Below are 14,275 nucleotides of genomic sequence, written 5' to 3'. Positions count from 1 at the left end.
GCGGGACAGCGTCGAGATTCGGCCATGCGACGGGCCGGGATCACGCACCCGCGGCATCGCCGGTGGCGAGGAGTTCCTCGATCCGCAGTCCCAGGTGCAGCGTGAGCCGGTGGGCGCCGTCGTCCAGGTCGAGTCCGGTGATCTCCTGGATCTGGCGCAGGCGGTAGTAGAGCGACGTGCGGTGGAGTTGCAGCGCGTCCGCGGTCCTGGGGATCGACCCGGCGTGTTCGAGGAAGCACCGCAGGGTGTCCCGCAGCCGGTCGCCGCCGTGGGCCTCGTTCAGGGTGCGCAGCGGCTTGGGGACGAGGGACGCGTTCAGGGCGTGCTCGGGGAGCTGGAGGAGCACGGCGAACTCTCCGAGCAGGTCCCAGTCGCCCATGCCCTTCAGGGAGGGCAGCCGACGTGCGGCGCGGGCCGCCACGAGTGACTGTTCGTACGACGTCCGGGCGTCGTGCAGGCCCAGGTGGCGCCCGCCGACGCCGACGACGGGGGCCGCCGACGGGTCCAGGAACGTGGTGAGTTCCTCGAGGATGTGGGCGGACTGGGCGGCGACCTCGGCCGCGGTGGGAGGCCGGTCACGCAGTTGGAGGAGGATCGTCCGCTCCTGGTCGATCCCGATGATCCCCTGGGCCGAACGCGTTTGCCGAAAGCCCTCCAGGGCCGCCCACAGGGCCGCCTCGGACTGCCGCAGGGGATCCATGCTCCGGCACAGCTGGACGACGGTGACCAGGACGTGGTCCGCCTCGCCGAGAAGCCCGCGCTCCGTGGCCCGTCGGCGTGCGGCGGTCCGCGTGGCGACGTCGGGGTCGACCAGGTCGAGGGCCAGGGTCCGCTCGTCGGCCTTCCTGGTGTCGGCGGCGCGGTGTTCCGCGTACATCTGGGCGGCCATGAGGTCGGCGGACCAGGCGATGGCCTCGGTCTCCTGCTCCCCGAGCGTCTTCTCCGGCGCGACGACCATCAGGAGCCCGAGGAGGTGCCCGCGCTCCCGCAGGGGCACGACGTAGCGGGGCAGCATTCCGAGGTCGTCGCGGCCGTCGATGAATCCCGGCTTCCACCACTGGGCGACGCCCTGCGCGAGGACGTACCGGACGGCCGCGTTGTCGGCGCGGCCTTGCAGCAGCGTGCCGATGCGCACCGGGTCCTCGTCACCGAAGTGGCGGCTCGTGCACACCATGCGGACCAGGGGATCGTCGACCGCGACGGACCGGCCCAGCTTCTCCGCGAGTTCGTCGACGAGCGCCTGGAGCTCCGCGCTGCCAGGGCGGGCTCGCTGGGGCCCTACGGTCATGCGCTGTTCCTCTCTCGACCACCTGTTCCCCGCGGAGGGCTTCGCCGTTCCGCAGCTCTTGATCATTTTGAGGACGCGAGAGCGCCGGCACATCGCACGAATCGTCCATGGGCACGGCACGCGCAGGGGATACGAAGGGACTACTCTCCGTTGTCGCGCCTCTCGACCAGTCGGGCCAGCTCCGTGCGCGAGGTGATGTCGAGCTTGGTGAAGGCACGGCGCAGATGCGCGCTCACCGTGTGCGGCGAGACGGAGAGGCGCTCGGCCACCTGCGGGTTCGTCAGGCCCTGCGCCACGAGCCGGGCGACGCCGAGCTCGGACGCGGTCAGCTCGGGCCACTCCTTGGCGTATCCGGCCGTCGAGGGCCGCCGGCGGACGCCCGCGGCGCGCAGGCGTCGGCGGACGCGGGCGACGTCCCGCTCGGCGCCCGCGCGCGTGTAGAGGTCGAGGGCCTTGTCCAGGTACGGCACCGCTTCGGCCCTGCGGGTGACCGCCAGCTTGCGTCCGGCGTCCTCCAGTGCCGACGCCCGGGCCATCGGCCGAGGGCCGTCCTCGTACAGCCGGACCGCGCGCAGGAGGTGCTCGAGGTCGTTCTCGTGCAGGCCCCGGGCGTGCGCGGCAGTGGCGGCGAGGAGCGTGAAGTCCGGGTTGGCCGCCGCGCGCCGCTCGGCCACGGCGACCGCGAGCGCGGCGGGCTCGTGCGCGCCAGCCCGCACCGCCCAGCGCACGAGGACGGGGGCGTCGGCGGGGTCGGCCGGAGTGCCGTGGAACGGCCGCCGCGCGTCGAGCGCCGCGACCACGTCGTCGAGGGCGGCCATGGCCCGGTCGGGCCGACCCTCGAAGTCGGCCAGCAGGGCCAGCATCCAGGCGCCGGTGTCGCGGACGAGTGGTGCGCTGTCGGTGCGCATCCGCCCGGCCTGCGCCGCGTACCGGTGTGCGGCCTGCTGGTCGTTGGTGTGGAGTGCGGTGCGCAACAGCGCGGGCAGGAGCACGACGTCGGCGACGTGGCCCGGGCCGAGCTCGTCCGTCATGGCGTACGCGGCTTCCGCGTCGGCCCGCGCGTCCGTCAGGCGTCCGGCGTCCAGGAGCACGCGGGTGCGGAGCATCAGCCACATGCGCGTGGCGACCGTGTGGCCCTGGCTCCGTACGCTCCGCACACCGGCCTCGGCGACGGCGAGCGCCGCTGCGGAGCGGCCGGCCGCGTTCAACAGAAGGCCCTGCCACAGAGCTTCGGGAATCCACAGGGAAGGGGTCGTGCCGGGGCCGGTGGCCAAGGCGATGGCCCGGTCCGCCTGGCGGAGCGCCTCGCTCCAGTCCATCCGGCGGAAGCGGAGGACCGATTCGACCACCGCCAAGGTGGCCCGGGAGGCGCGGTCATCGGCCGCTTCGGCGGCCTCCAGCGCCTCGGCTAGGGCCTGCTCGGCCGCCTCGTCGGCGCCCGACAGTGACAGGCCGAGGCACAGCAGTGCGCGCAGTTGAGCCCGCAGGGCCGTCGGGATCCCGGGGAGTGCCGCTCCGGCACGGGCCTGCCGGACCGCCTCACAGAAGTCGAACTGGGCGGCCAGGCGTGCCAGGCCGAGGCGTATCCGGGCCTCGTCCTCGGGTCGGAGGCCACCGGTCGACAAGGCCGCGGCCCCCAGGTCCTTGGCGCGGGCCGCCTGTCCCGTCTGCCCGAGCAGCGGGATCGTCTCGGCGATGACCCGGGGCCGTTCCGGGGCGTCCGCCGCGGTGCGTTCCAGTGCGCTGAGGCTGAGGTCCGCGGCTGATCCGGGAGCGGTGGCGGCGAGTTCCGCCGCGGCGGTGCGCAGCCGGTCGACGGCCGCCCGGTCTCCGGGCCCCGCGCCGACGGCCGGTGGGGCGGGGGTGTCAGGCGGAGAGGCCGCGTACTCGGACGGCAGCGGAGACGCCGCGTACGGCGAAGGCGGCGGAGAGGCCGCATGCTCGGGCACCGGCGGAGAAGGCGCATGCTCGGGCACCGGCGGAGCACCCGCGTGCTCCGCCAGCAGCCGGGAGGCATGCTGTGACAGCAGCTCGGCGGCATGGCCGCGCAAGGTGCGGCGTACGGAAAGGGGCAGCCCCGCTTCGACCGCCTCGCGGACCAACGCGTGGCGGAATTCCAGGCGGTCACCCCTTTCGACCAGCACATCGGCGTCGAGGGACTCCCGCACCGCGGTGATCAGTGCCGCGGGCGATCTGCCGAGCAGTTCGGCCAGCAGGCCCACGGTGAGCGGGTGGCCCGCGGCGGCCGCGGTCTCCACGAGCTCGCGGGCCGCGTCGGACAGCAGGGCGAGACGACGCCCCACGGAGGGCAGAGGCTGGAGGGGGACGGGCTCGGCCGTCAGCCGGGCCGTGCCGTTGTCGATCGCCACCACCTCCTCGTCCCGGAGCGCGTCGAGCAGTTCCACCAGCAGCAGCGGCACCCCCTGGGCGCGGCGGGCGACGCGCAGGACGTCCCGGTCGGGCACCGCGCCCAGGACGTCCTCCGCGATCTGCGCGATCGCCTCGTCCCCCAGCGGCCCCAGGGTCAGCTCGTGCGCGCCGCCCTGATGGATCCGGTCCCGTGTCGTGCGCACGCTCGGCGGCACGCTGCCGCCGCGCACGGCCACCAGCCACAGGATCGGGTGCGCGGCGAGCCGGGCCGCGACGGTGTGGAAGGTGAGGAGCGTCAGCTCGTCGCACCACTGGAGGTCGTCGAGAACGATGAGCAGGGGCCGTCCACGGGCCGCCTCCTGCAAGCGGTCCCCCAGTTCCTGCAGCAGCCAGAACCGCTGACCGGGCACCGTGGCGAGGTCCCGGAGCCGGGCCGCGTCCGGCAGCGGCTCCTCCCCCGAGAGCAGCCCATCGAGGAGCGGTGCGAGCGGCACGAACTGTTCCTCGGGGTCCGCTCCTCCCTGGAACACCCGCGTCCCGCGCCGCCTCGCGGACGCCGACGCCTCCGCGAGGAACCTGGACTTGCCGCTGCCGGCGGGGCCTTCGACGAGGGCGACGCCGCCCTCCCCCTGGGCGAGCGCGTCGAGCCGCTCCTCCATGAACGCCAGTTCCGCCTCCCTGCCGCGCAGTGGCGCCCTCCCGGAGGCGCCGTCCTCGGGAAGGGGCCATGTGGTCACTCGGTTCACGCTCACTCCGCCGGCCGGGGCCGCACGGGATGAGGCTCGGATCCGCGTGCGGTACGGCGGATCAGTATGAAGGACCGTCCGGCGTCAGTCGAAGCGCAGGTCGGCGACCTGCCGTTCGAGGGCGGTGACGTCGTCGTCGGCCCCGGTCCCCGCCGGGCGGGCGGCCATGACCGCGGCCAGTTCGCCGCCCGCCCGCCGGATCCGGGCGGGCAGCCCTTCGGTGTACTCGTCTCCCCCGGATCCCCAGTCCTCGGACGCCGCGTACACGGCGGTGGGGATCACGGCGGCGCGCAGGTAGGCGAACAGCGGGCGCATGGCGTGGTCCAGGACCAGGGAGTGGCGCGCGGTGCCGCCTGTCGCCGCGACCAGGACCGGCTTCCCGGTGAGGGCGTCCGGGTCGATCACGTCGAAGAAGGACTTGAAGAGACCGCTGTAGGAAGCCGTGAACACCGGCGTCACGGCGATCAGCCCGTCGGCTCCCGCCACCGCGTCGATCGCGGCGGCGAGGCGCGCCGGCGGGAAGCCGGTCACGAGGTGGTCGGCGACAGCGCCGGCCAGCTCCCTCAGCTCCACGACCTCGACCGCCACGGCGTGGTCCCGGTCGGCGAGTTCGCCGCGGACCGAATCGGCGAGGCGGTCCGCGAGCAGGCGGGTGGAGGAGGGGGTGCTCAGGCCCGCGGAGACGACGGTCAGCTTCACGCGGTCGCTCCCTGAGGCGTCGCGGCGGCGGCCCGCGCCGGGTGCGTCGGCGCGTCCGGGACGTCGGCCGGGCGTCCGTTCGCGAACTCCTTGCGCAGTACGGGCACGACCTCCTCGCCGAGGATGTCGAGCTGTTCCAGGACGGTCTTCAGGGGCAGGCCCGCGTGGTCCATCAGGAAGAGCTGGCGCTGGTAGTCGCCGACCATCTCCCGGAAGGACAGGGTCCGGTCGATGACCTGCTGGGGAGAGCCCACCGTCAGCGGCGTCTGCTCCGTGAAGTCCTCCAGCGACGGGCCGTGGCCGTACACGGGCGCGTTGTCGAAGTAGGGGCGGAACTCCCGCACGGCGTCCTGGGAGTTCTTCCGCATGAAGACCTGTCCCCCGAGGCCCACGACGGCGTCCTCCGGGCGGCCGTGGCCGTGGTGGGCGTAGCGGCGCCGGTACAGCTGCACCATGCGTCTGGTGTGGTCGGCGGGCCAGAAGATGTTGTTGTGGAAGAAGCCGTCGCCGTAGAACGCGGCCTGCTCGGCGATCTCCGGTGACCTGATGGAGCCGTGCCAGACGAACGGCGGTACGCCGTCCAGCGGCCGGGGCGTGGAGGTGAAGGCCTGCAGGGGCGTGCGGAACGTTCCCTCCCAGTCCACCACGTCCTCGCGCCACAGCCGGCGAAGCAGCGCGTAGTTCTCCTTGGCCAGGTTGATGCCCTGGCGGATGTCCTGTCCGAACCACGGGTAGACCGGGCCGGTGTTGCCGCGCCCCAGCATCAGGTCGACACGGCCGTCGGCCAGGTGCTGGAGCATCGCGTAGTCCTCCGCGATCTTCACCGGGTCGTTGGTGGTGATCAGCGTCGTGGCGGTGGACAGGATCAGCTTCTCGGTGCGGGCGGCTATGTGGCCGAGCATGGTGGTCGGGGACGACGGGACGAACGGCGGGTTGTGGTGCTCGCCGGTCGCGAAGACGTCCAGGCCGACCTCCTCGGCCTTGAGCGCGATGGCGACCATCGCCTTGATGCGCTCGTGCTCCGAGGGAGTGCGGCCGGTGGTGGGATCGGGGGTCACGTCCCCGACGGTGAAGATGCCGAACTGCATGGGGTCTCTGCTCTCTTGAACCTGTCCGGGCTGAACCTGTCCGGGCTGAACCTGACCGGACAGAACCTGTCCGGATCCTCCGGCGGGCGTGGTCACTTCGCCAGGAAGGCGAGGAGCGCGGTGTTGACCTCCTGCGCGTGGGTCCACAGCAGGCCGTGCGGTGCGCCCTCGATCTCGGCGTACTCGGCGGCGGGCAGTGCCCGGTGGAAGGGGCGCGCGGTGCCCTCGGCGGGCAGGATGCGGTCGGCCGTGCCGTGCAGGATCAGGGCGGGCACGTCCACGGCCGGGATGTCGGCGCGGAAGTCGGTGTACCAGGTCGCCGGTGCGGCGGACGCGGCGAAGAAGCCGCCGCGTGCCGCGGTGTTCCAGCTGTTGCGGACCGCTTCCTCGCTGATGCGGGTGCCCAGGTTCTCATCCAGGTTGTAGAAGTCGTTGAAGAAGCCGGTGTAGTAGGCGTAGCGGTCGGCCTTGACGGCGGCGACCACGCCGTCGAAGAACTCCTTCGGCGCGACCCCGTCCGGGTTGTCGTCGCTCTGGAGCAGGCAGGGCTCCAGCGAGGCCAGGAAGGCGACCTTGGCGATGCGGGCCGAGCCGTACGTGGCGACGTAGCGGGCGACTTCGCCGGTGCCCATGGAGAAGCCGACCAGGACGGCGTCGTGCAGGTCGAGGGTCTCCATCACGGTGTTCAGGTCGGCGGCGAAGGTGTCGTAGTCGTACCCGGTCGTCGGCTGCGACGACTGGCCGAAGCCGCGGCGGTCGTAGGTGATGACGCGGTAGCCGGCGTCGAGCAGCGCGGCGCTCTGGCGTTCCCAGGAGTGGCCGTCGAGCGGGAAGCCGTGGATGAGGACGACCGGCTGCCCGGTTCCGTGGTCCTCGTAGTACAGGTCGATGGCGGTGGAGTTCTCCTGGCCCACGGTGATGTACGGCATGGTTCGCTTCCTCGTTCCGGGTCGGTTGGTCCGCGCGTCGGCGCGGCGCTGAATGCCCTCACGCTAGGGCCGCCGCGGTGCCGCCTGTTGTCGCGGGGCGCACCACGCCTTGCCCGTGGGCGCAGAGTTCACGCAACGCGGCCGGAACTCAGCCGTCGGCGCTCGCCCGGGCGTCGTCCGTCGCCAGCACGAGCCGGGTGAGCTGGACCCGTGAGGTGACCGACAGCTTGCGGAAGACCGACGCCAGATGGGTGTTGATCGTGTGCGGGGACACGACCAGGGCGGCCGCCGCCGACCGGTTGGTGTGCCCGTCCGCGATCAGCCGGGCGACCTTGCGCTCCGACGCCGTCAGCGCCTCCCAGCCCTGAGCGGGGCGCGGCCGGGCCGCGGTGCGCCGCTTCGAGCGGGTCACGGCCCGGTCCAGGTCCGTCCGGACCCGCTCGGCCTCGAAGCCGGCTCCGGCTCGCGCGTACGTCTCGTACGCCCTGGTCAGTGCGGGGATCGCGGCGGCGGCCCCCGTGCTGAGCAGGGCCCGCCCGAGGTCGGCGGAGGCCGCCGCGAGGTGCAGGGGGCGCGGGCCCGTCAGGAGGATCTGGACGGACCGCTCCAGGAGTGGCGTGTCCGCGTTCACCAGGGCGGCCGTGTGGGCGGCCGTCCCTTGTGCGGTGGGCACGGACGGGTTGCGCGCCGCGTGCCCGGCCGCCTGGGCCGCGAGGTCCTCGGCCAGGCTCCGGTCGTCGGCGCGCAGGGCGATCTGCACGGCTTCGACGAAGCGTGTGCGCAGGATCCGCCAGCGGACGAAGGGGTGGTCCCGCTGGGCGGACCGGAGCCGTTCGGCCGCTGCCGCGTGGTGGCCGTCGGCGTCGGCGAGGACGGCCTCCAGATATTGGTGGGCGGCGTGGTTCCCCGTGTTCGGCCGGCCGGCCACGGCCGCTCTGATCACGTCGAGGTGGGCCCGCGCGGCTTCGCGGTCGCCGCGCAGCAGCGCGAGGCGGCCCCGGTTGACCCGTATGTTGACCAGGTTGCCGGGCACGCCGATGTCCGCTTCGAGCCGTTCGGCGGTGACGAAGTCGGCGTCGGCGTCGTCGAGCCGCCCGAGCCCCAGGTTCAGGCTTCCCTGGGCCCACATCAGCATCGCGGGGCGCAGTGGCTGGTCGCCCGCCGTCTCCAGCAGGTGCCGGGCCACCTCGAAGTCGTCCCTGTGCACCCGTGCGACGACCTCCTCGGGCAGGAAGGCCGCGTCGAACGCGCTCAGTGCCGTGTGGTGGTCGACGGCGGCGGCGCACGTGTCCGCGTTGAGGGCGATCTCGCCGAGGCCCCACAGCGCGACGACGCGGGCCTCCCGGTCGCCGGACCGCTCCGCCTCGGCGAGCGCCCGCTCTCCGGTCCTGCGCGCGGTGTCGAGGTCGCGTCCGCGCGACTGGGCCAGCGCCTGCCGCGCGGTGAGGCGGGCGGAGATCGCCGGGTCGGTGACGGCGGCACGTCCTGCCGTGCACCGGCGGGTCAGCTCGTGGATGTCGTCGAGGTGCCACAGCGTGTCGCCGAGTACGGACTGCAGGCGGGCGAAGACGTCCAGGGGCGGCTGTCGGGCGAGGAGCGCGTCGCCGGTCTCGCGTGCCTGGGTGTAACGGCCCGCGCGGGTCAGCGCGGTGACGGCCTGTTCCCCCGCGACGAACGCCGACGGTTCGTGGGGCGGCACCAGTTCCAGGGCGCGCAGGGCCAGGTCGGCGGCGAGGTCGGGCATGACGGTGAGGACGTCCGTGGCGGCCCTGCCAAGGAGCCGGACCGCTTCGTGGTCACCGGGTTCGGCGCTCTTCAGCAGGTGCGGGACCGCGTCGACCGAGGTCCGGCCCGCCGCGACGAGCTGGCTCGCCGCCGCCCGGTGCAGGGCCCGGCGGACGGAGGGGGCGAGGTCGGCGTACACCGCCTGGCGGAGCAGGTCGTGGCGGAACACCAGGCGGTCGCCGTCGTCGTCGAGGAGCCCCGCGGCGAGCGCCTCGTTCAGCTCGCCGATGAGCCCGGCCGCGGTCCTGCCGCACAGGGCCGCGGCGTCGGCGAGGTGGAACGCGCGGCCGAGGACCGAGCCGATCCGCAGAAAGTCCAGGGTGCCGGACCGGAGCGCGGCCAGCCTGCCGCGTACGCCGAGGACGAGCCCCTCCGGCGGCGCCGGACCGTCCACGCCCGATGCCGCGATGCCCGTCAGCATCTCGGCCGCGAGGAACGGGTTGCCTCCCGACCCGTCGAGCAGCTCGGTGACCTTCTGTGGTACGTGGTCGCCGAGTGCGTCGCGGGCCAGCTCGGCGAGCGCCGCGTCGGACAGCGGCCGCAGGGGGACCGTCGTCAGCCGCGGCCCGTTGCCGCGCAGGTGCGGGTCCTCCCTGCCCGCGAGCAGCCACAGGACCGGGGAGGTGAGCAGGCGGGCCGGCATGACGTTCAGCGCGAACCGGCTCAGCGGGTCGGTCCACTGGACGTCGTCGATCGCGATCAGTGTGGGCGTGCCCGTCGAGCGCTCCTCGATCAGCTGGGCCAGCCGTTCGACGAGCCAGACGCGCTGGTCGTGGTGGCCCGCGAGGTGCGCGAAGTCCTTGGCGGACAGCAGCGGCGGGTCGCCGTGGAGCAGGCCCGAGGCCAGCGAGGAAAGCGGTGCGAGGTCGTGCAGCTCCTCGGCGCGTCCTTGGCTGACGACGAACCCGTGGGCCCGCGCGATCGCGACGGTCTCCTGAAGGAGGACGGTCTTCCCGATGCCCGGCTCGCCCAGGAGCAGGGCCATCGCCCCGCCGTCACCGTCCCCCACCGCCTCGACAAGGGTACGCAGCTGCGCCAGCTCGGCTTCTCGGCCGCGCAGTCCGGGCCTGCTCAGCCGTGCGCTCATGGTCCCCTCCTCGGCGGACCGCCGCCCCGGCGGTCCCCCTGAGGATAGGTCGGCCGCGGACCGGGCCGACGTCAGGTCATGAGGGCGGCCCGTTCCGCCTCGGCCCCGATGACCTGGGCAAGGGCCTCGGCCCGGGAGAGCGGGAGCAGGTGGGATGCGTCCATCGGGTACTCCGTGGCCGCCATCCGCTGGGCCATGAACCGCTGGGCCGGCGGCGGGATGATGCGGTCCGCGACGGCGAGGGCGTACCAGCTGCGCAGCAGGGCCCACGCGGGTCTGTCGGAGCTGCGTTCCCTCAGTGCGCCCGCGGTGAGGGGGCGTTGGGAGACCGCGCGCACCGCGGCGTGCTCTGCCGCCAGGTCCGCGGCGAGGACGTCCGCGAACCGGTCGGCCGTGACGGTGAGGGCGGAGCCGCCGCTGTCGGGGGACCCGGGGGCGCGGGTGAGGGCGTCCGCACCGGGGGCGGGCCGGAAGCGGGTCACGATGTCGGCGATGCTCTCCGCCTGATCGGGGGCGAACGCCGCCACGTAGCCCAGGCCCACGACGTTGGCGGCACGGCCGCCGGCCCGGGTCACGACCGCGCCGCCGTATCCGTGGCCCACCAGCATCACGGGCCCGTCGATCCGGGCCAGGTCGCGCAGGAGTCGCTCGGCGTCGGCGGCGGGTCCCCGCAGGGCGTTCGCGGGGGCGCGGACGGTCAGCCCCGCTCTGTGGAGGTGGCCGATGACGGCGCCCCAGCAGGACGCGTCGGTGAACGCCCCGTGGACGAGGACGATGGTGGGCCGGTCTGATGCGTGCAACGGTGCTCCCTGGACGGTGGGCGCCCAGTCCATCGCACGCGTCGGCGCTCGGCATCGCGTGAACGTACTACCTCTGAAGCATGTGTGCGGTCCCGCCGCCTTCGCGGTCACCCCTTGACGGATCCCGCGAGCAGGCCGCGGGCGACGTACCGCTGGAGGGAGAAGAACACGAGCACCGGGACGAACGCCGAGACGAACGCTCCGGCCGTGAGCCGCTGCCACTCGTTGCCCCGCGTCCCGGCAAGTCCCGCCAGTCTGACGGTCACCGGCGCGGTCTCGGCCGTGCCGCCCGACAGGGCGAGGGCCACCAAGAGGTCGTTCCACACCCAGATGAACTGGATGACGGCCAGCACGGCCAGGGCCGGTGCGGCGAGCGGCAGGACGATCCGGAGCAGCAGCGTCCCGTGCGACGCCCCGTCGACCCGGGCTGCCTCGATGAGGTCGCGCGGCAGTCCGGCCAGGAAGTTGTGTAGGAGGAACACCGCGAACGGCAGGGCGAAGGCCGTGTGCGCGAACCAGACGTGGCTGAACCGGGCCGGTCCCGTGAGGTCCCAGGCGGGCAGGAACAGCCACCCCTCGGAGAAGAGCTGCAGGAGGGGGACCAGCGCCATCTGGAGGGGCACCATCTGGAGCGCGAAGATGCCGACGACGAGCGTGTCACGGCCCTTGAAGTCGATCCACGCCAGGGCGTACGCCGCGAAGAACGCCAGGACCAGGGGGAACAGCACCGAGGGCAGGGTGATGACGACCGAGTTGACGAGGTGCTCGGCGAGCCGCCCCGACGAGTTGCCGCCGCCGAGCAGCACCTCGCCGTAGTTGTCGAGCGTGAGGTGCGGCGAGCCGAACATGGTCCACCAGCCCGTCGTCTTGATCTCGTCCTCGGGGCGCAGGGAGGAGAGGAAGAGGCCGAGGGTCGGCGTCGTCCACAGGACCGCGATCACCACGGCGGCCACCGAGAAGGCGCGCGAGGACAGGCGCTCGCGTACGCGGTTCACCGTGCGCTCCGCCGTGCCCGGACCTGGTGGGCGACGACCGGGGTGACCAGGGCGAAGAGGAGGACGGCGAGCGCGGCGCCGCGGCCCGTCTGGCCGTAGCGGAAGGACTGGTCGTACATCTCGTGGGCGATGACGCCCGTGTCGAACTGGCCGCCGGTCATGGTCTTGACGATGTCGAACGCCTTGAAGGTGCCGATGACCTCGGCGAGGACGACGACGAGCAGCGTGGGCCGGATCAGGGGCACGGTGACGCGCCAGAAGATCTGCCGGGGCGCCGCGCCGTCGAGCCGGGCCGCCTCGACCACCTCGCCGGGAACCGCCGTGATCGCGCCCGCGAGGAGGACCGCGGCGAAGCCCGCCTGCGTCCACACCATCGCCACGACCAGGAACAGGACGTTCCAAGGAGAGTCCACGAGCCACTGTCTCGGCTCGCCGCCGAACGCCACGACGAGCTGGTTGAGCAGGCCGATCTGGTCCGCGTCCGCGGGCCGGTAGGCGTAGACGAACTTCCAGATGAGGCCGGCGCCGACGAAGGAGACGGCCATCGGCAGCAGGAGCAGGGACAGGGCGAGCGCGCGCAGCCGCGACCGCACGACGGCCGCCGCGTAGAGCAGGCCGACCGCGGTCACGAGCAGGGGCACGAGGACCACCCACACCAGGGTGTTGCGCAGCGCGGTCAGCGCCTCGGGGTCGGTGACCAGCCACACGTAGTTGTCGAACCCGACCCATGCCTCCCCCTCGCCGTCCTTGAACGACAGGAGCAGGGTGCGCAGGCCGGGCAGGAGCAGGCCGACGGTGAGCAGCAGCAGGGCGGGGGCCAGCAGCAGCACGGCCGCGCCCCGCCTGCGGAAGGGTCCCCGGTGCAGCCCAAGCAGGATCAGGCAGACCACCGCCGCGAACGCGGCGACGCCCTGGAGGAGGTGGAGGAGCTTGGGCTGCTGGGCGACGACATCGAACGACATCAGTGGCTCGGCCAGGACCGTTCGATGGAGTCGGCCACCGCCTTCGTGCCCTTTCCGCCGATCCAGTCGACGGCTCCCCGCCAGAACGTTCCCGCGCCGACCGCCGCCGGCATCAGGTCCGAACCGTCGAACCGGAACTGGGTCGTGGGGTCCTGGAGCAGCTGGATCGAGAGCTTGTCGATCGGATTGGACGCGTCGTCCGGGTTCACGCCCTTGTTCGCCGAGACGAACGGCCCGTTCTTCATGCGCGCGGTGGCGAAGTCCGCGGTCGCCAGGTACTCCTGGAAGGCCCGGACCTCGGGCCGGTCGGAGAACGCCGCGGCGAACACCCCGCCGCCGAGGACGGGCCGTCTTGCCCGGTCCTTCCCCGGCAGGAGGAAGGCGTACACGTCCTTGTCCGGTCCGATGTCGGTGCCCTCCGGCCAGTGTTCGGCGTAGAACGAGGCCTGGCGGTGCAGGGCGCAGTCGCCGGAGACGATCGGCGTGCCGCCGTCCTGGTAGGCGATCGAGGCCATGGAGCGGGCCGGACCGTAGCCGCCGTTAGCGTACCGGTCGTTCTTGAGGAGGGAGCCCACGGTGTCCATCGCCTTGATCACTCGTGGATCGTTGAACGGGATCCTGTGCGCGACCCACCGGTCGAAGACCTCAGGACCGGCCTGGCGCAGCAGGACGTCCTCGATCCAGCCCGTCAGGGGCCAGCCGGTCGACTCGCCGGATTCGATGCCCGCGCACCACGGCTTGACGCCCGATGCCGCGACCTTCTTCGTCACGTCCATGAGCTCGGTCCAGGTGCGCGGAACGCTCAGTCCCTTGTCGCGGAAGAACTTCGGGGAGTACCAGACGAACGACTTCACGTTCGCGACGAGCGGGGTGCCGTAGAGGGTGCCGTTCACCGTCGCGTAGCTGTTCCAGTCCTTCGACCAGCCCCGCTCCGCGAGGGATGCGATCTTCTTGCTCGCGGGCTTGAGGTCGCCCGCGCGCGCGAAGCGTTCCAGGAGGCCAGGCTGCGGGAAGAACGCCACGTCGGGGGCGTTCCCGCCGTCGACACGGACCTGGATCCGCGCCTCGAACTCGCCGTCGCCCTCGTACTGGACGTCGATGCCCGTGCAGGCGGCGAAGTCGGCCCAGGTCTCTTCGAACAGATCTGCTTCGCGGTCCTGTTGCGACGCGTAGACGGCGACCTCGGTGCCGGGGTGCTTGCCGTAGCGCGTGTACGGTGCGCAGTCCTTGGCCTCACGGGGCCGGGAGCCGGGGCCGTGCGGGGCACCGCAGGCGGTGGCCGTGGCGACGAGGGTGATGACGGCGAGCGCGAGCCTCGCGCCGAACCTCATGGGTGTGCTTCCTCCGATCGCACCCCAGAGCGTTCCCGGGGGCGAGCCGAAGCTATCAGCGCTCGAACATCATCGACCAATCGTTCGATGCGTGGGGCTCGCGCGGCGGTGGGGGGCCCCCCCCCCCCCGGGGGGGGGGGGCGGCCCGCCCCCCCCGCCGGCCGGGGCCCGGCGCGGGGGGGGGCCCCCGCCCGG

The 14,275-nt window shown here is 73.1% G+C and carries 10 protein-coding genes; all 10 read right to left on the bottom strand.

Annotation, left to right across the window (positions count from 1 at the left end; translation table 11 throughout):
• Positions 1–40: 40 nt before the first annotated feature.
• Positions 41–1,288: a PucR family transcriptional regulator gene (locus ACFWZ5_RS09265; RefSeq protein ID WP_384787555.1), complete on the bottom strand. Its 1,248-nt coding sequence runs from the start codon at positions 1,286–1,288 to the stop codon at positions 41–43.
• 140 nt (positions 1,289–1,428) lie between these two features.
• Positions 1,429–4,395 (bottom strand): AAA family ATPase, encoded by a 2,967-nt coding sequence (locus ACFWZ5_RS09260; RefSeq protein ID WP_384787552.1) that lies wholly within the window; start codon positions 4,393–4,395, stop codon positions 1,429–1,431.
• 93 nt (positions 4,396–4,488) lie between these two features.
• Complete coding sequence (locus ACFWZ5_RS09255; RefSeq protein WP_384787549.1) at positions 4,489–5,103, bottom strand: FMN reductase; 615 nt, start codon at positions 5,101–5,103, stop codon at positions 4,489–4,491.
• Positions 5,100–6,191, bottom strand: a complete 1,092-nt coding sequence (locus tag ACFWZ5_RS09250) for an LLM class flavin-dependent oxidoreductase (RefSeq protein ID WP_384787546.1) — start codon at positions 6,189–6,191, stop codon at positions 5,100–5,102. Before ACFWZ5_RS09250 ends, ACFWZ5_RS09255 begins: the two co-directional genes overlap by 4 nt.
• A gap of 92 nt (positions 6,192–6,283) precedes the next feature.
• On the bottom strand, positions 6,284–7,120 hold the full coding sequence (locus tag ACFWZ5_RS09245) for an alpha/beta fold hydrolase (RefSeq protein WP_384787543.1): 837 nt from the start codon (positions 7,118–7,120) through the stop codon (positions 6,284–6,286).
• Positions 7,121–7,268: 148 nt separating this feature from the next.
• Positions 7,269–9,992 (bottom strand): AAA family ATPase, encoded by a 2,724-nt coding sequence (locus ACFWZ5_RS09240; protein WP_384787540.1) that lies wholly within the window; start codon positions 9,990–9,992, stop codon positions 7,269–7,271.
• A gap of 71 nt (positions 9,993–10,063) precedes the next feature.
• Complete coding sequence (locus tag ACFWZ5_RS09235) at positions 10,064–10,792, bottom strand: alpha/beta fold hydrolase (protein WP_384787537.1); 729 nt, start codon at positions 10,790–10,792, stop codon at positions 10,064–10,066.
• 107 nt (positions 10,793–10,899) lie between these two features.
• Entirely contained in the window at positions 10,900–11,787 is an 888-nt protein-coding gene (locus tag ACFWZ5_RS09230) for a carbohydrate ABC transporter permease (RefSeq protein WP_384787534.1), read from the bottom strand.
• The gene (locus ACFWZ5_RS09225) at positions 11,784–12,749 is read right to left on the bottom strand and encodes a carbohydrate ABC transporter permease (protein ID WP_384787531.1); all 966 of its coding nucleotides are present in this window, start codon (positions 12,747–12,749) and stop codon (positions 11,784–11,786) included. The genes ACFWZ5_RS09230 and ACFWZ5_RS09225 overlap by 4 nt, the downstream gene beginning before the upstream one ends.
• Positions 12,749–14,080 (bottom strand): ABC transporter substrate-binding protein, encoded by a 1,332-nt coding sequence (locus ACFWZ5_RS09220; RefSeq protein WP_384787528.1) that lies wholly within the window; start codon positions 14,078–14,080, stop codon positions 12,749–12,751. The genes ACFWZ5_RS09225 and ACFWZ5_RS09220 overlap by 1 nt, the downstream gene beginning before the upstream one ends.
• Positions 14,081–14,275: the final 195 nt, after the last annotated feature.

The sequence above is a fragment of the Streptomyces sp. NPDC059003 genome (genome assembly GCF_042740445.1).
GTDB lineage: Bacteria > Actinomycetota > Actinomycetes > Streptomycetales > Streptomycetaceae > Streptomyces.
This window is presented reverse-complemented; position numbering and strand designations above follow the sequence as displayed.

What these genes read in the sequence shown, in the direction of transcription:
- ACFWZ5_RS09265 (WP_384787555.1), bottom strand. Translation starts at nt 1,288, where the DNA reads ATGACCGTAGGGCCCCAGCGAGCCCGCCCTGGCAGCGCGGAGCTCCAG.
- ACFWZ5_RS09250 (WP_384787546.1), bottom strand. Translation starts at nt 6,191, where the DNA reads ATGCAGTTCGGCATCTTCACCGTCGGGGACGTGACCCCCGATCCCACC.
- ACFWZ5_RS09245 (WP_384787543.1), bottom strand. Translation starts at nt 7,120, where the DNA reads ATGCCGTACATCACCGTGGGCCAGGAGAACTCCACCGCCATCGACCTG.
- ACFWZ5_RS09240 (WP_384787540.1), bottom strand. Translation starts at nt 9,992, where the DNA reads ATGAGCGCACGGCTGAGCAGGCCCGGACTGCGCGGCCGAGAAGCCGAG.
- ACFWZ5_RS09225 (WP_384787531.1), bottom strand. Translation starts at nt 12,749, where the DNA reads ATGTCGTTCGATGTCGTCGCCCAGCAGCCCAAGCTCCTCCACCTCCTC.
- ACFWZ5_RS09220 (WP_384787528.1), bottom strand. Translation starts at nt 14,080, where the DNA reads ATGAGGTTCGGCGCGAGGCTCGCGCTCGCCGTCATCACCCTCGTCGCC.